Raw genomic sequence first — 18,011 nt, forward strand, 5'->3', positions numbered from 1 at the left:
GACCGGGGCACTTCTTCCGTGGACACGACCGGACACCCGGGCACCCGCCGTGCGGCGGTGCTCGGGTCACCCATCGCGCACTCGCTCTCCCCGGTGCTGCACCGGGCCGCGTTCGAGGCGATGGGCCTCGCCGACGAGTGGCGCTACGACCGCTTCGAGGTCGACGAGGCCGCGCTGCCCGGCTTCATCGGCGCCCTCGACCCCGCCGTCTGGCGCGGTCTGTCGCTGACGATGCCGCTCAAGCGGGCCGTGATCCCGCTGCTGGACGAGATCACCGAGACGGCCGCGTCCGTGGAGGCCGTCAACACGGTCGTGCTCGGCCCCGACGGCCGCCGCAGGGGCGACAACACCGATATCCCCGGCATGCTCGCCGCCCTGCGGGAGCGCGGCATCACCTCCGCGCCGTCCGCGGCGGTCCTCGGCGCCGGGGCCACCGCCTCCTCCGCGCTGGCCGCGCTCGCGCGGCTCGGCACGGCCGAGGTCACCGCGTACGTGCGCGGCCCGGCGCGCGCCGCCGAGATGCGGCAGTGGGGCGACCGCCTCGGTGTCGCCGTGCGCGTCGCCGACTGGGCCGACGCCGCCAAGGCCCTCGACGAGCCGCTGGTCATCGCCACCACCCCGGCCGGCGCCGCCGACCACCTCGCCGCCGTCGTCCCGCCCGCCCCCGGCGCCCTCTTCGACGTCCTCTACGACCCCTGGCCCACCCCGCTGGCCGCCGCCTGGTCCCGCCGCGACGCCCCGGTCGTCGGCGGCCTCGACCTCCTGGTCCACCAGGCCGTCCTCCAGATCGAGCAGTACACCGGCCACGCCCCCGCCCCCCTCGCGGCCATGCGCGCGGCGGGCGAGGCCGCGCTGCCGCGGGGGTGACGGTTCCGGCCGGTCGCTGTCCGCACGGTGGACCGTGTCGGGGCACGGCACGTCGGCGTGGGAGGATCGGGGGACAGGACGGCACGCCGTTGCTCGGGGGCGGCCGGACCGGGACGCGCACATCGAGGGAGCACCGTTGAGCAGGTTGCGCTGGCTGACCGCGGGGGAGTCGCACGGACCCGCACTCGTCGCGACGTTGGAGGGGCTGCCGTCCGGGGTGCCGGTCACCACGGAGTTGGTGGCGGACGCGCTGGCGCGGCGGCGGCTGGGATACGGGCGCGGGGCGCGGATGAAGTTCGAGCGCGACGAGGTGACCTTCCTGGGCGGCGTACGCCACGGCCTCACCATGGGCAGCCCGGTGGCCGTGATGGTGGGCAACACCGAGTGGCCCAAGTGGGAACAGGTCATGTCGGCCGACCCGGTGGACCCGGAGATCCTGGCGGGCCTGGCGCGCAACGCGCCGCTGACCCGGCCGCGACCCGGCCACGCGGACCTGGCGGGGATGCAGAAGTACGACCTGGACGAGGCACGGCCGGTGCTGGAGCGGGCCAGCGCGCGGGAGACCGCGGCGCGGGTGGCGCTGGGCGCGGTCGCGCGGTCCTACCTGAAGGAGACCGCGGGCATCGAGATCGTCTCGCACGTGGTGGAACTGGCCGGGGCGAAGGCGCCCTACGGCGTGGTGCCGGTGCCCGGCGACGAGGAGCGGCTGGACGCGGACCCGGTGCGCTGCCTGGACGCGGACGCGAGCAAGGCGATGGTCGCGGAGATCGACCAGGCCCACAAGGACGGCGACACGCTCGGCGGCGTCGTGGAAGTGCTGGCGTACGGAGTGCCGGTCGGCCTCGGTTCGCACGTGCACTGGGACCGCAGGCTCGACGCACGGCTGGCCGCCGCGCTGATGGGCATCCAGGCGATCAAGGGCGTCGAGGTCGGCGACGGCTTCGACCTGGCCCGGGTGCCCGGCTCCAAGGCGCACGACGAGATCGTGCCGGGCCCCGACGGCGTCCGGCGCGCTTCCGGCAGGTCGGGCGGCACCGAGGGCGGCATGAGCACCGGAGAGGTGCTGCGGGTCCGCGCCGCGATGAAGCCGATCGCCACCGTGCCCCGCGCGCTCGCCACCATCGACGTCACCACCGGCGAGGTCGCCCAGGCCCACCACCAGCGCTCCGACGTGTGCGCGGTGCCCGCGGCGGGCATCGTCGCCGAGGCGATGGTCGCCCTGGTGCTGGCCGACGCGGTCGCCGAGAAGTTCGGCGGCGACTCGGTCGTACAGACCCGGCGCAGCGTCCGCGGCTTCCTCGACAACCTGGCGATCAAGTGACCGGCCCGGCGATCGTCCTCGTCGGCCCGCCCGGAGCGGGCAAGACCACCGTCGGCCGCGCGCTCGCCGACCGGCTGGGCACCACGTACCGCGACACCGACGCCGATGTGGAGGCCGTCGCGGGCAAGCCGATCCCCGAGATCTTCATCGACGACGGCGAGCCGCGCTTCCGCGAGCTGGAGCGCGCCGCGGTCCGCACCGCCGTCGCCGAGCACGAGGGAGTGCTGTCGCTGGGCGGCGGCGCCGTCATGGACGGCCCCACCCGCGACCTGCTGGCCGGTCTGCCGGTGGTCTTCCTCGACGTCGGCCTGCACCAGGCCGTCCGCCGCGTCGGCCTGGACGCGCCGCGCCCGCTGCTCGCGGTCAACCCGCGCCAGCAGTGGCGCGAGCTGATGGACGTACGCCGCCCGCTGTACACGGAGATCGCCCGCGCCGTGGTCAGCACCGACGACCGCACCCCCGAGGACGTGGCCGAGGCCGTCCTCGACGCACTCCAACTGAAGGACGCATGAGCGAGAACGACGCGGTGGCGCCCCCCACCCGTATCCAGGTCGGTGCCACGGCGGGCACCGAGGCGTACGAGGTGCTGGTCGGTCACCAGCTCCTCGGCGAACTGCCGGGACTGATCGGGCCCAAGGCGCGCCGGGTGGCCGTCCTGCACCCCGAGGCGCTGGCCGGGACCGGCGAGGCGATCCGTGAGGACCTCGCGGAGCAGGGCTTCGAGGCCATCGCCATCCAGCTCCCGAACGCCGAGGAGGCCAAGACCGCCGAGGTCGCCGCCTACTGCTGGAAGGCGCTCGGCCAGACCGGCTTCACCCGCACCGACGTGATCGTCGGCGTCGGCGGCGGCGCCACCACCGACCTGGCCGGTTTCGTGGCCGCGACCTGGCTGCGCGGAGTGCGCTGGATCGCCGTGCCCACCACCGTGCTCGGCATGGTCGACGCGGCCGTCGGCGGCAAGACCGGCATCAACACCGCGGAGGGCAAGAATCTTGTCGGCGCCTTCCACCCGCCCGCCGGAGTCCTCTGCGACCTCGCCGCGCTCGCCTCGCTGCCGGTCAACGACTACGTCAGCGGCCTCGCCGAGATCATCAAGGCCGGGTTCATCGCCGACCCCGGCATCCTCGACCTGATCGAGTCCGACCCGGCCGCCGCCCGCGGCCCGGAGGGCCCGCACACCGGCGAGCTGATCGAACGCGCCATCCGGGTCAAGGCCGAGGTCGTCTCCGCCGACCTCAAGGAGTCCGGCCTCCGCGAGATCCTCAACTACGGCCACACGCTGGCGCACGCGATCGAGAAGAACGAGCGCTACAACTGGCGGCACGGCGCCGCCGTCTCCGTCGGCATGGTCTTCGCCGCCGAACTCGGCCGCCTGGCCGGGCGGTTGGACGACGCGACCGCCGACCGGCACCGCGCCGTCCTGGAGTCCGTCGGACTGCCGCTGACCTACCGCGGCGACCAGTGGCCGAAGCTGGTGGAGACCATGAAGGTCGACAAGAAGTCCCGCGGCGACATGCTGCGCTTCATCGTCCTCGACGGACTCGCCAAGCCGACCGTGCTGGAGGGCCCCGACCCGGCCGTCCTGCTCGCCGCCTACGGGGAGGTCTCCGCGTGACCACCCGCGTCCTGGTGCTCAACGGCCCCAACCTCGGGCGCCTCGGCTCCCGCGAGCCCGACGTCTACGGCGCGACCTCGTACGCCGGTCTGGTCGAGGAGTGCACCAAGCTCGGCGCCGAGCTGGGCTTCGACGTCGAGGTCCGCGAGACCAACGACGAGGCGGAGCTGATCGGCTGGCTGCACGAGGCGGCCGACGGCCGGATTCCCGTCGTCCTCAACCCCGGCGCCTTCACGCACTACTCCTACGCGATGCGCGACGCCGCCGCGCAGCGGACCGCGCCGCTGATCGAGGTGCACATCTCCAACCCGTACGCGCGCGAGGCGTTCCGGCACAACTCCGTCGTGGCCGCCGTCGCCTCCGGTACGGTCGCCGGATTCGGCATCGGCTCGTACCGGCTGGCGCTGCGCGCCCTCGCGGAGGACGGCGGCTCCTAGCGGGGCACCCTGGAGGAGCGCTGCTCGTTCACACAACGGCCGTCAGGGGCTGTACCGTTCCGTGTCGAACGGGTTCGTTACCGGCCGGTTCAAGAAGCTGGTCCTCCGTACGGGATGGAGTGGGGCGAGATGCAGCACGCTGTGGGGGCGCCGCAGCCCGGTGGCCCCACCCCGCCCCAGGGGACGGGCGTCAGTACGGGGCACTTCCCGTTGTCGTCGCCCGCGCCCGTGCAGGTCCCGGCGCCGCACGGCAACGGCTCGCTGTCCGGCGCCTCGCACGGCCCGATAGCCGTGCTGCTGATCGGCGCGGCGGGGGCGGGCAAGACGACGATCGCGCGGCACTGGGCCGACCACCGCGGCGCGCCGACCGCGCACATCAGCCTGGACGACGTACGCGAATGGGTGCGGGCCGGTTTCGCCGACCCGCAGGCGGGGTGGAACGAGCACTCCGAGGCGCAGTACCGGCTGGCCCGCCGCACCTGCGGCTTCGCCGCCCGTAATTTCCTGGCCAACGGCGTCTCCTGCATCATCGACGACGCCGTCTTCCCCGACCGCCCCGCCGTCGGCCTCGGCGGCTGGAAGCGGCACGTCGGGCCCGGCCTGCTCCCCGTCGTCCTGCTCCCGGGACTGGACGTCGTCCTGACCCGCAACGCGGAGCGCACCGGCAACCGCCGCCTGTCGGACGAGGAAGTCGCCCGGATCCACGGCCGTATGGCGGGCTGGTACGGCTCGGGCCTGCCCATCATCGACAACTCCCAGCTCGACGTGGTCTCCGCCGCCGCCGCCCTCGACCGCGTCGTGGCCCGCAGCGCCCAGGGCCCGCCCATCTGGTAGCCCGCCCGCACGATCCGGCGGCGGGCGAACGGCCCGCGTACGGGCTCACGCGGCAGGCGAGCCTTCGGTGGTACGGCCGCGGGCGGCGGCCGGCGGCCCGGCGCCACGGGTGGACGCGCTCAGGAAGCCGGGCCGCCGACGCGCCCATACGCTCGCCACATGTCCGAGGTGCACGCAGCACGCAGAGCACGGCTGCGCGACCGGTGCGCGGCGAACGGCGCGTCCGCCGCGCTGGTGACCCGTCCCGCGAACATCCGCTACCTGACCGGCTGCGCGCCGCAGGGCGCGGCGCTGCTGATCGGCCCGGACGACGACGCGCTGGTGCACCTCACACCGCCGCAGGACGACCGCGACGAACCGCTGCCCGGCGACCTGCGCGCGGTGGTGCTGGCGACGCCGGACGGCGACGCGGCGGTGGCCGCCGCCGACCTGGCCCGCGAGCACCGCGCCGACTCCCTCGCCGTCGAGGAGCACCACCTGACGGTGACCCGGCACCGGGCGATCAGCTCGGTCGTCGGCGCGCTCCCGCTGTCCGACCTCGGCGGCGCCGTCGAACAGCTCCGGCTGGTCAAGGACGAGCACGAGATCGCCAACCTCAGGATCGCCGCGGAGATCGCCGACCAGGCCCTCGGCGAGCTGCTGGAGTCGATCCTGGTCGGCCGCACCGAACGGCACCTCGCCCTGGAGCTGGAGCGCCGCCTGGTCGACCACGGCGCCGAGGGCCCCGCCTTCCGCACCTCCGTCGGCACCGGGCCGAACTCCGGCGCGCCCCGGCACGTGCCGACCGACCGCCGCGTCGAGGAGGGCGACTTCCTGACCGTCCGGCTCGGCGCCCGCTACCGCGGCTACCGCTGCGAAGTCGGCCGTACGTTCGTCATCGGCACCGCTCCCGCAGCCTGGCAGATCGACCTCTACGAGCTGGTGTTCGCCGCCCAGCGGGCCGGCCGCGAGGCGCTCGCACCCGGTGTGGCCTGCCGAGACGTCGACCACGCGACCCGGAGCCCGCTCACCGCCGCCGGCCACGCGGAGGGTCTGGCACAGTGGTCGGGACACGGCGTGGGTCTGGAAATCGACGAGGACCCTCGGCTGTCACCTGCGGCCATGGGTAAACTGGACGCTTGCGTACCGGTCACCGTCGAACCGGGGGTCCACCTTCCGGGCCGCGGCGGTGTCCGCATCGACGACACACTCGTCGTACGTCCACTGGCGGACGGCGGGCCCGAGCTACTCACCATCACGACCAAGGAACTGCTCGCCCTGTGACGGGCGCGTGCCCTCCTCGGTCCCCGAAGCAGCACTTTCAGGAGATTCCGCAACCGTGGCCACCACGAACGACCTCAAGAACGGCCTCGTGCTCAAGCTCGACAGCGGCCAGCTCTGGACCGTAGTCGAGTTCCAGCACGTCAAGCCCGGCAAGGGCCCCGCCTTCGTGCGCACCAAGCTGAAGCACGTGCTCTCCGGGAAGGTCGTCGACAAGACCTTCAACGCGGGCGTGAAGGTCGAGACCGCCAACGTCGACAAGCGCGGCATGCAGTTCTCCTACAAGGACGGCACCGACTTCGTCTTCATGGACACCGAGACCTACGACCAGATCATCATCGCGCCCGAGACGGTCGGCGACGCCGCCAACTACCTCCTCGAGGGCTTCGAGGCGGTCGTGGCGATGTACGAGGGCTCCGCGCTCTACGTCGAGCTGCCCGCCTCCGTCGAGCTGGTCATCGAGTACACCGAGCCCGGCGTCCAGGGCGACCGCTCCACCGGCGGCTCCAAGCCCGCCCGCCTGGAGACCGGTTACGAGATCGGCGTCCCGCTCTTCATCACCACGGGTGAGAAGGTCAAGGTCGACACCCGTACGGGCGACTACCTCGGCCGGGTGAACAGCTAACCGTGGCTGCCCGGAACAAGGCCCGCAAGCGGGCCTTCCAGATCCTCTTCGAGGCGGAACAGCGGGGCGTCGACCCCAAGACCGCCATGGCGGACTGGATCCGGCTCGCCAGGACCGACGACCGGCAGCCGCCGGTCACCGAGTACACGATGCAGCTCGTCGAGGGCTGTGAGGCGCACGCCGAGCGGATCGACGAACTGCTGTCCAGCTACTCCGTCGGCTGGTCGCTCGACCGGATGCCGGTCGTGGACCGCAATGTGCTGAGGCTCGGCACGTACGAGCTGCTCTGGGAGGACGACGTCCCGGACGCGGTCGTGCTGGACGAGGCGGTGCAGCTCGCCAAGGAGTTCTCCACCGACGAGTCACCGGCCTTCGTCAACGGGCTGCTGGCCCGGCTGATGGAACTGAAGCCGACGCTCAAGCGGTAGGAACCGCGCCCGAGCGCCCGGCCCGTCCTTCCGGGCCCGAAGCAGAAGTTGAACAATATTCTGCTTCGGGCCTGGTGTGTGTCCTGGCGCTGGCCTAGATTCCCGCGCATGGACGAAACGGACGACCGGACCGACGACGCGATCCTGAAGCACCTCGCCGGACTGCGCGCCGCCGACCTGCCCGTGCACGGCGGACGGACGATGGCGTACGTCTACGACGCGGGACTCGACGGGCTCGACGATCTGGCGGCGAGCGCCCAGGCCGCCTTCGCGGGCGTCAACGGCCTCGACATGACCGCCTTCCCCAGCGTGGTCGCGCTGGAGAACGACGTCGTGGGGCGGGCGGCGGCCGTGCTCGGCGGCGGCCCGCGGACGGCGGGCACCTTCACCAGCGGCGGCACCGAGAGCTGCCTGCTGGCCGTCCTCACCGCCCGCGAGCACGCCCGCAGGACGCGCGGCGTCACCGCGCCCGAGATCGTGCTCCCCGTCACCGCGCACGCCGCCTTCCACAAGGCCGCGGCGCTCTTCGGACTCACCGTCGTGAGCGTCCCGGTGGACCCGGAGACCTTCCGGGTGCGGGCCGAGGACATGACAGCCGCCATCGGCCCCCGTACCGCCCTCGTCGTCGTCTCCGCGCCCTCCTACGCGCACGGCGTGCTCGACCCGGTCGCCGAGGTGGCGCGGGCGGCGGCGGAACGCGGCACGCTGTGCCACGTGGACGCCTGCATCGGCGGCTGGTACCTGGCGCACCGGCGGCTGGCCGACGGCATCGCGCCGCCGCCCGCCTTCGACCTCGCGGTGCCCGGCGTCACCTCGCTCTCGGTCGACCTGCACAAGTACGGCTACACGCCCAAGGGCGCCTCCGTGCTGCTCTTCCGGGACGCGGAACTGCGCAGGCACGGCTGGTTCGCGCACGCCTCCTGGCCGGGCTACCCGGTCGTCAACGCGACCTTGCAGGGCACCAAGTCCGCCGGGCCGCTCGCCGCCGCCTGGGCGGTGCTGCGCAGGGTCGGCACCGACGGGTACACCGACCTGTCCCACCGCGTGCACGCGGCGACCGTACGGCTGGTCGAGGGGATCGGCAGGATCGAGGGGCTGCGGGTGCTCGGCGCCCCCGAGGCGTCGCTGGTGGCCGTCGCCTCCGCCGACCCGGCGCTCGACCCGTTCGTGGTCGCGGACGAGATGCGGCTGCTCGGCTGGTACCTCCAGCCGCAGCCCGCCTTCGGCGGCTCACCGTCCAATGTGCACCTCACGGTCACCGCCGCCGTCGCCGACCCGGACCGGATCGACGAACTCCTCGCCCACCTGGCCGACGCCGTGACCAGGGCCCGCGCGTACGGCCCGACCGCCGTCGACCCCGGACTCGTGGAGTTGGCCGCCGCGCTCGACCCGGACACCCTCGGCCCCGACGAGGTGGCACTCGCCCTCCAGCTCGCGGGCGTCGGCCCCGGCGGCGCGCTGCCCGACCGCATGGCCCCCGTCCTCGCCGTCCTCCAGGCCCTGCCCCCGCGCCTCACCGAACGCCTGCTGCCCGAGGTCATCTCCCGGATGTACGCGAGCGCCCCGGCCTGACGCCGCCCGCCACCGAGCCCGCCCCGCCGCACCGGAAAAACCCGGTGCGGCGACCGGAACGTGCGGTGCCCCGGAACGCGGAGCCGCCCGGTGCGGGCCCCGGGAAGGGGTCCGCACCGGGCGGCGGGACGTTTCTGCACTATTCGGGCGAGCCGGGCGCCTAGCCCTCTTCGTGCTGGACCGCGCGCCGCGCGTCGGCGTCGAGGACGCCCCAGCCGATGAGCTGCTCGGTGAGTACGGACGGCGACTGGTCGTAGATCACGGCCAGGGTGCGGAGGTCGTCCTGGCGGATCGACAGCACCTTGCCGTTGTAGTCGCCGCGCTGGCTCTGGATCGTGGCGGCGTACCGCTGGAGAGGCCCGGCCTTCTCCGGCGGGACCTGGGACAGGCGCTCCAGGTCGAGGACGAGCTTCGGGGGCGGCTCGGCCGCCCCGCCGGGGGTCGTACCCGGCAGCAACTCCTGGACCGGAACTCCGTAGAAGTCCGCAAGCTCGGCGAGTCGCTGCACGGTCACGGCACGGTCGCCGCGCTCGTACGAGCCCACGACCACTGCCTTCCAGCGGCCCTGGGACTTCTCCTCGACGCCGTGCAGGGACAGGCCCTGCTGCGTGCGGATGGCCCGGAGCTTTGCTCCGAGCTGCTTGGCGTAATCGCTGGACATATGGCTCCCCGGACGGAAACTCGGTGACTCACTGTGAGGTTACGCAGCGTAATCCGTGCTCGTCAAGCCGGAAAGGGCCGATCGGTCGCTGACCTGGGCGCGCTGCGCCACCTGATACCGTTGCCGCGTACCCCTGACGTCCTTTAATGCCCGTCCCGTGAGGCGGGGAAGGAGGTCCCCGACCCATGGTCGAAGACCGCAGTACCCCGGAAGACCGCGATACCGCCGAGTGGAACCCCGCGCCCGCCCGTCCGGTGCTCGAAGCACCCGACATCGCGCGCGTCCTCACCCGTATCGCCCACGAGATCGTGGAACGCGCCAAGGGCGCGGACGACGTGGTGCTCCTCGGCATCCCGACCCGCGGCGTCTACCTGGCGCAGCGCCTGGCGGCCAAGCTCGCCGAGATCACCGGCCGCACGACGGCCGTCGGCTCCCTCGACATCACCATGTACCGCGACGACCTGCGGCTGCACCCGGCGCGCGCGCTGGCCCGCACCGAGATCCCGGCCACCGGGATCGACGGCAGGCTCGTCGTCCTCGTCGACGACGTGCTCTTCTCCGGCCGCACCATCCGCGCCGCCCTCGACGCGCTCAACGACATCGGCCGCCCCCGCGCCGTACAGCTCGCGGTCCTGGTCGACCGCGGCCACCGTGAACTGCCGATCAGGGCCGACTACGTCGGCAAGAACCTGCCCACCTCGCTGCGCGAGACCGTCAAGGTCCAGCTCACCGAGGAGGACGGCCGCGACACCGTCCTGCTCGGCCAGAAGGACGACAAGGACCGCGACCGGCGCGAGCGCCGGGACCGGGACGACGCGGCGCCGCGCGAGGGCCTCCCGGCGGACGACTAGCGCACCCAGGACAGGACCCCCGCCGGGGTCCTGTGCTTCCGCGCGCCCTGACCCGCCCCAGCACCCCCGGAGTGACCCGCATGAAGCGCCACCTGATCTCGGCCGCCGACCTCAGCCGCGACGACGCCCTCCTCGTACTCGACACCGCCGAGGAAATGGCCCGCGTCGCCGACCGGCCCATCAAGAAACTGCCCACCCTGCGCGGCCGTACCGTCGTCAACCTCTTCTTCGAGGACTCGACGCGGACCCGCATCTCCTTCGAGGCCGCCGCCAAGCGGCTCTCCGCCGACGTCATCAACTTCTCCGCCAAGGGCTCCTCGGTCTCCAAGGGCGAGTCCCTCAAGGACACCGCGCTGACCCTGGAGGCGATGGGCGCCGACGCCGTCGTCATCCGGCACGGCTCGTCCGGCGCGCCGCACCGCCTGGCCACCTCCGGCTGGATCAACGGCTCGGTGGTCAACGCGGGCGACGGCACCCACGAACACCCCACGCAGGCACTGCTGGACGCCTTCACCATGCGCCGCCACCTGTCCGGCGTCGGCCGCGACCTGGAGGGCCGCCGCGTCACCATCGTCGGCGACATCCTGCACAGCCGGGTCGCCCGCTCCAACGTGCTGCTGCTCAACACCCTCGGCGCGCGCGTCACCTTGGTCGCCCCGCCGACCCTGCTGCCGATCGGCGTCGAGCAGTGGCCGTGCGAGGTCAGCTACGACCTCGACGCGGTGCTCGCCAAGACCGACGCGCTGATGATGCTGCGCGTGCAGAGCGAGCGGATGAACGCCGCCTTCTTCCCCACCGAGCGCGAGTACACCCGGCGTTACGGCGTGGACGGACTGCGGATGGCGGTGCTGCCCGAGCACGCCATCGTCATGCACCCGGGGCCGATGAACCGCGGCATGGAGATCACCGCCGAGGTCGCCGACTCGCCGCGCTGCACCGTCGTGGAGCAGGTCGCCAACGGCGTCAGCACCCGGATGGCCGTGCTGTACCTGCTGCTCGGCGGCTCGGAACCGGCCATCGCCACCACCGCGCCCGTCCCCGAGACCGCACCCGCGACGACCGGCCCCGCCCGTACCGAGGAGAGCAAGTAACCATGAGCAAGATCCTGATCCGTGGCGCGAAGGTACTGGGCGGCGAGCCGCAGGACGTCCTGATCGACGGCGAGACCATTGCCGGGATCGGCGCGGGCCTGTCCGGCGACGGGACCGAGGACGCCACCGTGGTCGACGGCGAGGGCCGGATGGTCCTGCTGCCCGGCCTGGTCGACCTCCACACCCACCTGCGCGAGCCGGGCCGCGAGGACTCCGAGACCGTGCTGACCGGCACCAGGGCCGCCGCGATCGGCGGCTACACCGCCGTGCACGCCATGGCCAACACCTTCCCCGTCGCCGACACCGCGGGCGTCGTCGAGCAGGTCTGGCGGCTCGGCAAGGAGTCCGGCTACTGCGACGTGCAGCCGGTCGGCGCCGTCACCGTCGGCCTGGAGGGCAAGCAGCTCGCCGAACTGGGCGCCATGGCCGACTCGGCCGCCCGGGTACGGGTCTTCTCCGACGACGGCAAGTGCGTGGACGACGCGGTGATCATGCGCCGCGCGCTGGAGTACGTGAAGGCGTTCGACGGCGTCGTCGCCCAGCACGCGCAGGAGCCCCGGCTCACCGAGGGCGCCCAGATGAACGAGGGCACCGTCTCCGGCGAACTGGGCCTGACCGGCTGGCCCGCCGTCGCCGAGGAGTCGATCATCGCCCGCGACATCCTGCTCGCCGCGCACGTCGGCTCCCGCGTGCACATCTGCCACCTGTCCACCGCGGGCTCCGTCGAACTCGTCCGCTGGGCCAAGTCCAAGGGCTGGGACGTCACCGCCGAGGTCACCCCCCACCACCTGCTGCTCACCGACGAGCTGGTGCGTACGTACAACCCGGTCTACAAGGTCAACCCGCCGCTGCGCACCGAGGCGGACGTGCTCGCGCTGCGCGAGGCCCTGGCCGACGGCACCATCGACTGTGTGGCCACCGACCACGCACCGCACCCGCACGAGGACAAGGACTGCGAGTGGGCCGCCGCCGCCATGGGCATGGTGGGCCTGGAGACCGCGCTGTCCGTCGTGCAGCACACCATGGTCGACACCGGACTGCTGGACTGGGCGGGCGTCGCCGACCGCATGTCGGCCAGGCCCGCCGTCATCGGACGGCTCGCGGGCCACGGACGGCCGCTCGCCGAGGGCGAGCCCGCCAACCTCGTCCTGGTCGATCCCGCATACCGTGGGGTGGTCAATCCCGCGGGCTTCGCCTCCCGCAGCCGCAACACCCCCTACGAGGGACGCGAACTGCCGGGCCGGGTGCACGCCACCTTCCTGCGGGGCCAGGCGACGGTCATGGACGGGAAGCTCACGTGACACCTCTGACACTGCTGGCGGCCGGTACGGCGCGGGCCGCGGACAAGCACTCGGCGAAGGTCACCGACTGGACCGACCGGATCGGCTGGATCGTCGGCCTCGCCCTGTTCGTCGGCCTGCTGTACTGGCTGATGCGCCAGGGCTGGCAGTGGCGCCGCACCCTCCAGGGCGGCCTGCCCGCACTCCCGCAGGCCCCCGAGGAGACCGGCGAACCGCTCCTGGAATTCGACGGCCGCTACCACGGCAGCACCACCGCGGGGCAGTGGCTGGACCGGATCGTCGCCCACGGCCTCGGCGTACGCAGCAAGGTGACGCTCACCCTCACCGAGGAGGGCCTGGACGCCGACCGCGTCGGCGCCCCCGGCTTCTTCGTCCCGGCCGCCGCCCTGCGCGGCGCCCGCCTCGACAAGGGCATCGCGGGCAAGGTTCTCACCGAGGGCGGCCTGCTGGTCGTCACCTGGGAGCACGGCGGCACCCTCATCGACTCCGGCTTCCGCGCCGACCAGGCCGCGCAGCACCCGGTCTGGGTCGCGGAGATCAACCGCGTCAGCGGCGGCGAGGACGCCCCCGGCCGACGGGCGGCGCAAGTCGCCTTCGCGGACCACACACCGGGCGTCGGCCCGGCCGAACAACAGGCAAAGAAGGAAGGCGCACAATGACGACCTCCGTCCGGGCGGCCACCGCACCCGCCGTACTCGTCCTGGAGGACGGCCGCACCTTCCGCGGCCGTGCCTACGGGGCGGTGGGGGAGACCTTCGGCGAGGCCGTCTTCTCCACCGGTATGACCGGCTACCAGGAAACGCTCACCGACCCCTCGTACCACCGCCAGGTCGTCGTCATGACCGCCCCGCACGTCGGCAACACCGGCGTCAACGACGAGGACGCCGAGTCGTCCCGCATCTGGGTGTCCGGCTACGTCGTACGCGACCCCGCCCGCACCCCGTCCAACTGGCGCTCGCGGCGCTCGCTCGACGAGGAGCTGACCACCCAGGGCGTCGTCGGCATCAGCGGCATCGACACCCGCGCCCTCACCCGCCACCTGCGCGAACGCGGCGCCATGCGGGTCGGCATCTTCTCCGGCGAGGCACTGGCCGACGACGGCACGCTGCTCGCCAGGGTCCGGCAGGCCCCCGAGATGACCGGCGCCGACCTGTCCGCCGAGGTCGCCACCCGGCAGACCTACGTCGTCCCGGCGATCGGGGAGAAGCGCTTCACCGTCGCCGCCCTCGACCTCGGCATCAAGGGCATGACCCCGCACCGGATGGCCGAGCGCGGCATCGAGGTGCACGTCCTGCCCGCGAACGCGAGCGTCGAGGACGTCTACGCGGTCGCGCCCGACGGCGTCTTCCTGTCCAACGGCCCCGGCGACCCGGCCACCGCCGACCTCACCGTCATCCAGGCCGTCCTGGAGCGCGGGACCCCGCTGTTCGGCATCTGCTTCGGCAACCAGCTCCTCGGCCGGGCGCTCGGCTTCGGCACGTACAAGCTCAAGTACGGCCACCGCGGCATCAACCAGCCGGTGCAGGACCGCGGCACCGGCAAGGTCGAGGTCACCGCGCACAACCACGGCTTCGCCGTGGACGCGCCGCGCGACCGGGTCAGCGACACCCCGTACGGCCGCGCCGAGGTCAGCCACGTCTGCCTCAACGACGACGTGGTGGAGGGTCTGCGGCTGCTCGACCGGCCCGCCTTCAGCGTCCAGTACCACCCGGAGGCGGCGGCGGGACCGCACGACGCCGCCTACCTGTTCGACCGCTTCGTTTCCCTGATGGAGGGCCAGCGTGCCTAAGCGCACCGATATCCAGTCCGTCCTGGTCATCGGCTCCGGCCCGATCGTCATCGGCCAGGCCGCCGAGTTCGACTACTCAGGCACCCAGGCGTGCCGGGTCCTCAAGTCCGAGGGCCTGCGGGTCATCCTCGTCAACTCCAACCCCGCCACGATCATGACCGACCCGGAGATCGCCGACGCCACGTACGTCGAGCCGATCACCCCGGAATTCGTCGAGAAGATCATCGCCAAGGAGCGCCCCGACGCGCTGCTGCCCACCCTCGGCGGCCAGACCGCGCTCAACACCGCGATCTCGCTGCACGACAACGGCGTCCTCACCAAGTACGGCGTCGAGCTGATCGGCGCCAACGTCGAGGCGATCAACAAGGGCGAGGACCGCGACCTGTTCAAGGGCGTCGTCGAGGCCGTCAAGGCGAAGATCGGCTACGGCGACTCCGCCCGCTCGGTGATCTGCCACACCATGGACGACGTGCTCGCCGGCGTCGACACCCTCGGCGGCTACCCCGTCGTCGTCCGCCCCTCCTTCACCATGGGCGGCGCGGGCTCCGGCTTCGCGCACGACGAGGACGAACTGCGCCGCATCGCCGGGCAGGGCCTGACCCTCTCGCCGACCACCGAGGTGCTCCTGGAGGAGTCCATCCTCGGCTGGAAGGAGTACGAGCTGGAGCTGATGCGCGACAAGCACGACAACGTCGTGGTCGTCTGCTCCATCGAGAACTTCGACCCGATGGGCGTGCACACCGGCGACTCCATCACCGTCGCGCCCGCGATGACCCTCACCGACCGCGAGTACCAGATCCTGCGGGACATCGGCATCGCCGTCATCCGCGAGGTCGGCGTCGACACCGGCGGCTGCAACATCCAGTTCGCGGTCAACCCCGAGGACGGCCGGGTCATCGTCATCGAGATGAACCCGCGCGTCTCCCGCTCCTCCGCGCTCGCCTCCAAGGCCACCGGCTTCCCGATCGCGAAGATCGCCGCCCGCCTGGCCGTCGGCTACACGCTCGACGAGATCCCCAACGACATCACCGAGAAGACCCCCGCGTCCTTCGAACCGACGCTGGACTACGTCGTCGTCAAGGTGCCGCGCTTCGCCTTCGAGAAGTTCCCGGCCGCCGACGCCACCCTCACCACCACCATGAAGTCGGTCGGCGAGGCCATGGCCATCGGCCGCAACTTCACCGAGGCGCTCAACAAGGCGCTGCGCTCGCTGGAGAAGAAGGGCTCGCAGTTCGACTTCGTGACCCCGGTCTCCGCCGCGGACAAGGAAGCGCTGCTGGCCACCGCCGCCGTCCCCACCGACGGCCGGATCAACACCGTCATGACCGCGATCCGCGCCGGGGCCACCCAGGAAGAGGTCTTCGACGCCACGAAGATCGACCCCTGGTTCGTGGACCAGCTCTTCCTGATCCACGAGTACGCCGTCGAACTGGCCGCGGCCGACCGCCTCGACCCCGAACTGCTCGCCGACGCCAAGCGGCACGGCTTCTCCGACGCCCAGATCGCCGGCATCCGCTCCCTGCGCGAGGACGTCGTCCGCGAGGTCAGGCACGCGCTCGGCATCCGCCCGGTCTACAAGACCGTCGACACCTGCGCCGCCGAATTCGCCGCCGACACCCCGTACTTCTACTCGTCCTACGACGAGGAGAGCGAGGTCGCGCCGCGCGAGAAGGCCGCCGTGATCATCCTCGGCTCCGGGCCCAACCGGATCGGCCAGGGCATCGAGTTCGACTACTCCTGCGTCCACGCCTCCTTCGCGCTGCACGACGCCGGGTACGAGACCGTGATGGTCAACTGCAACCCGGAGACCGTCTCCACCGACTACGACACCTCCGACCGGCTCTACTTCGAGCCGCTCACCCTGGAGGACGTCCTGGAGATCGTGCACGCCGAGACGCTCGCGGGCCCGGTCGCCGGTGTCATCGTGCAGCTCGGCGGCCAGACCCCGCTCGGCCTGGCGCAGGCCCTCAAGGACAACGGGGTGCCGGTCGTCGGCACCTCGCCCGAGGCGATCCACCTCGCCGAGGACCGCGGCGCCTTCGGCCGCGTACTGGCCGACGCCGGACTGCCCGCGCCCAAGCACGGCACCGCCGTCACCTTCGACGGCGCCAAGGCCATCGCCGACGAGATCGGCTACCCGGTGCTCGTCCGCCCCTCGTACGTGCTCGGCGGGCGCGGCATGGAGATCGTCTACGACGAGACCCGGCTCGCCTCCTACATCGCCGAGTCCACCGAGATCAGCCCCGACCGCCCCGTGCTCGTCGACCGCTTCCTCGACGACGCCATCGAGATCGACGTGGACGCGCTCTACGACGGCCACGAGCTGTACCTCGGCGGCGTCATGGAGCACATCGAGGAAGCCGGCATCCACTCCGGCGACTCCGCGTGCGCCCTGCCGCCGATCACGCTCGGCGGCCACGACATCAAGCGGCTGCGCGCCTCCACCGAGGCCATCGCCGCCGGAGTCGGCGTACGCGGCCTGATCAACATCCAGTTCGCGCTCGCCGGGGACATCCTCTACGTACTGGAGGCCAACCCGCGCGCCTCCCGTACCGTCCCCTTCACCTCCAAGGCGACCGCGGTGCCGCTGGCCAAGGCCGCCGCGCGGATCTCGCTCGGCGCCACCGTCGCGGAACTGCGCGCCGAGGGCCTGCTGCCGACGACGGGCGACGGCGGCACCCTGCCGCTGGACGCGCCGATCTCCGTCAAGGAGGCGGTGCTGCCCTGGTCGCGGTTCCGCGACATGCAGGGCCGGGGCGTCGACACCATCCTCGGCCCGGAGATGCGCTCCACCGGCGAGGTCATGGGCATCGACGCGGTCTTCGGCACCGCGTACGCCAAGTCGCAGGCCGGGGCGTACGGCGCGCTGCCCACCAAGGGCCGCGCCTTCATCTCGGTCGCCAACCGCGACAAGCGCGCGCTGATCTTCCCGGCCCGCGCGCTGATCGAGCACGGCTTCGAACTGCTGGCCACCTCGGGCACCGCGGAAGTCCTGCGGCGCAACGGCATCGAGGCGCGGGTCGTGCGCAAGCAGAGCGAGGGCGTGGGACCCGAGGGCGAGCCGACCGTGGTCACCCTCATCCACGAGGGCGAGGTCGACCTCATCGTCAACACCCCCTTCGGCACCGGCGGACGCCTCGACGGCTACGACATCCGCACCGCCGCCGTCGCCCGCGGCATCCCCTGCCTGACCACGGTCCAGGCGCTCGCCGCGGCCGTCCAGGGCATCGACGCCTTGACGCGCGGCGACATCGGGGTGCGCTCCTTGCAGGAGCACGCGCGGCATCTGATCGCGGCGCGCGAGGGGTGAGCTGCGGCCCGGCGCCCGCTGTGCGCGCAGTTCCCCGCGCCCCTTCCGG

Annotated in this window: 17 protein-coding genes; 16 read left to right on the forward strand and 1 reads right to left on the reverse strand. The window is 72.6% G+C overall.

The window, feature by feature from the left end:
• Nucleotides 1-18: 18 nt before the first annotated feature.
• The 10 genes from ACIOC1_RS17365 to ACIOC1_RS17410 all read left to right on the forward strand — a co-directional run bounded on the left by ACIOC1_RS17365 (nucleotide 19) and on the right by ACIOC1_RS17410 (nucleotide 8,959).
• Nucleotides 19-867 (forward strand): shikimate dehydrogenase, encoded by an 849-nt coding sequence (locus tag ACIOC1_RS17365; RefSeq protein ID WP_401855109.1) that lies wholly within the window; start codon nucleotides 19-21, stop codon nucleotides 865-867.
• Nucleotides 868-1,003: 136 nt separating this feature from the next.
• Nucleotides 1,004-2,188 (forward strand): chorismate synthase, encoded by a 1,185-nt coding sequence (gene aroC / locus ACIOC1_RS17370; protein ID WP_355348737.1) that lies wholly within the window; start codon nucleotides 1,004-1,006, stop codon nucleotides 2,186-2,188.
• Nucleotides 2,185-2,700: a shikimate kinase gene (locus ACIOC1_RS17375; protein WP_355348740.1), complete on the forward strand. Its 516-nt coding sequence runs from the start codon at nucleotides 2,185-2,187 to the stop codon at nucleotides 2,698-2,700. The genes aroC and ACIOC1_RS17375 overlap by 4 nt, the downstream gene beginning before the upstream one ends.
• On the forward strand, nucleotides 2,697-3,803 hold the full coding sequence (gene aroB / locus ACIOC1_RS17380; RefSeq protein ID WP_355348743.1) for a 3-dehydroquinate synthase: 1,107 nt from the start codon (nucleotides 2,697-2,699) through the stop codon (nucleotides 3,801-3,803). Before ACIOC1_RS17375 ends, aroB begins: the two co-directional genes overlap by 4 nt.
• On the forward strand, nucleotides 3,800-4,240 hold the full coding sequence (gene aroQ, locus ACIOC1_RS17385) for a type II 3-dehydroquinate dehydratase (protein WP_355348746.1): 441 nt from the start codon (nucleotides 3,800-3,802) through the stop codon (nucleotides 4,238-4,240). The genes aroB and aroQ overlap by 4 nt, the downstream gene beginning before the upstream one ends.
• A 129-nt stretch (nucleotides 4,241-4,369) precedes the next feature.
• Complete coding sequence (locus ACIOC1_RS17390) at nucleotides 4,370-5,074, forward strand: AAA family ATPase (RefSeq protein ID WP_188285186.1); 705 nt, start codon at nucleotides 4,370-4,372, stop codon at nucleotides 5,072-5,074.
• A gap of 159 nt (nucleotides 5,075-5,233) precedes the next feature.
• A complete protein-coding gene (locus ACIOC1_RS17395; protein WP_355348750.1) occupies nucleotides 5,234-6,337 on the forward strand; it encodes a M24 family metallopeptidase in 1,104 nt (367 codons plus the stop codon).
• A gap of 55 nt (nucleotides 6,338-6,392) precedes the next feature.
• A complete protein-coding gene (efp, locus tag ACIOC1_RS17400) occupies nucleotides 6,393-6,959 on the forward strand; it encodes an elongation factor P (RefSeq protein ID WP_188285184.1) in 567 nt (188 codons plus the stop codon).
• A gap of 2 nt (nucleotides 6,960-6,961) precedes the next feature.
• The gene (nusB, locus tag ACIOC1_RS17405; protein WP_355348754.1) at nucleotides 6,962-7,387 is read left to right on the forward strand and encodes a transcription antitermination factor NusB; all 426 of its coding nucleotides are present in this window, start codon (nucleotides 6,962-6,964) and stop codon (nucleotides 7,385-7,387) included.
• Nucleotides 7,388-7,495: 108 nt separating this feature from the next.
• A complete protein-coding gene (locus tag ACIOC1_RS17410) occupies nucleotides 7,496-8,959 on the forward strand; it encodes an aminotransferase class V-fold PLP-dependent enzyme (protein ID WP_391046642.1) in 1,464 nt (487 codons plus the stop codon).
• A gap of 160 nt (nucleotides 8,960-9,119) precedes the next feature.
• Here the strand turns inward: ACIOC1_RS17410 and bldD are convergent, their stop codons facing one another.
• Nucleotides 9,120-9,620, reverse strand: coding sequence for a transcriptional regulator BldD (gene bldD, locus ACIOC1_RS17415; protein ID WP_033174517.1), 501 nt, complete (start codon nucleotides 9,618-9,620; stop codon nucleotides 9,120-9,122).
• Nucleotides 9,621-9,805: 185 nt separating this feature from the next.
• Between bldD and pyrR the strand changes: the two genes are divergently transcribed.
• The 6 genes from pyrR to carB all read left to right on the forward strand — a co-directional run bounded on the left by pyrR (nucleotide 9,806) and on the right by carB (nucleotide 17,962).
• On the forward strand, nucleotides 9,806-10,471 hold the full coding sequence (gene pyrR, locus ACIOC1_RS17420; RefSeq protein WP_401855116.1) for a bifunctional pyr operon transcriptional regulator/uracil phosphoribosyltransferase PyrR: 666 nt from the start codon (nucleotides 9,806-9,808) through the stop codon (nucleotides 10,469-10,471).
• 80 nt (nucleotides 10,472-10,551) lie between these two features.
• The gene (locus ACIOC1_RS17425; protein ID WP_355348767.1) at nucleotides 10,552-11,562 is read left to right on the forward strand and encodes an aspartate carbamoyltransferase catalytic subunit; all 1,011 of its coding nucleotides are present in this window, start codon (nucleotides 10,552-10,554) and stop codon (nucleotides 11,560-11,562) included.
• A 2-nt stretch (nucleotides 11,563-11,564) separates the two neighbouring features.
• Complete coding sequence (locus ACIOC1_RS17430) at nucleotides 11,565-12,863, forward strand: dihydroorotase (RefSeq protein ID WP_401307139.1); 1,299 nt, start codon at nucleotides 11,565-11,567, stop codon at nucleotides 12,861-12,863.
• Nucleotides 12,860-13,522, forward strand: a complete 663-nt coding sequence (locus ACIOC1_RS17435) for a hypothetical protein (protein ID WP_401855119.1) — start codon at nucleotides 12,860-12,862, stop codon at nucleotides 13,520-13,522. Before ACIOC1_RS17430 ends, ACIOC1_RS17435 begins: the two co-directional genes overlap by 4 nt.
• Nucleotides 13,519-14,652, forward strand: a complete 1,134-nt coding sequence (gene carA, locus ACIOC1_RS17440) for a glutamine-hydrolyzing carbamoyl-phosphate synthase small subunit (protein ID WP_355348776.1) — start codon at nucleotides 13,519-13,521, stop codon at nucleotides 14,650-14,652. Before ACIOC1_RS17435 ends, carA begins: the two co-directional genes overlap by 4 nt.
• Nucleotides 14,645-17,962, forward strand: coding sequence for a carbamoyl-phosphate synthase large subunit (carB, locus tag ACIOC1_RS17445; protein ID WP_401855122.1), 3,318 nt, complete (start codon nucleotides 14,645-14,647; stop codon nucleotides 17,960-17,962). The genes carA and carB overlap by 8 nt, the downstream gene beginning before the upstream one ends.
• Nucleotides 17,963-18,011: the final 49 nt, after the last annotated feature.

Origin of the sequence: Streptomyces sp. NPDC088197 (assembly GCF_044741185.1) — a bacterium.
In the GTDB taxonomy this organism is placed as follows: domain Bacteria; phylum Actinomycetota; class Actinomycetes; order Streptomycetales; family Streptomycetaceae; genus Actinacidiphila.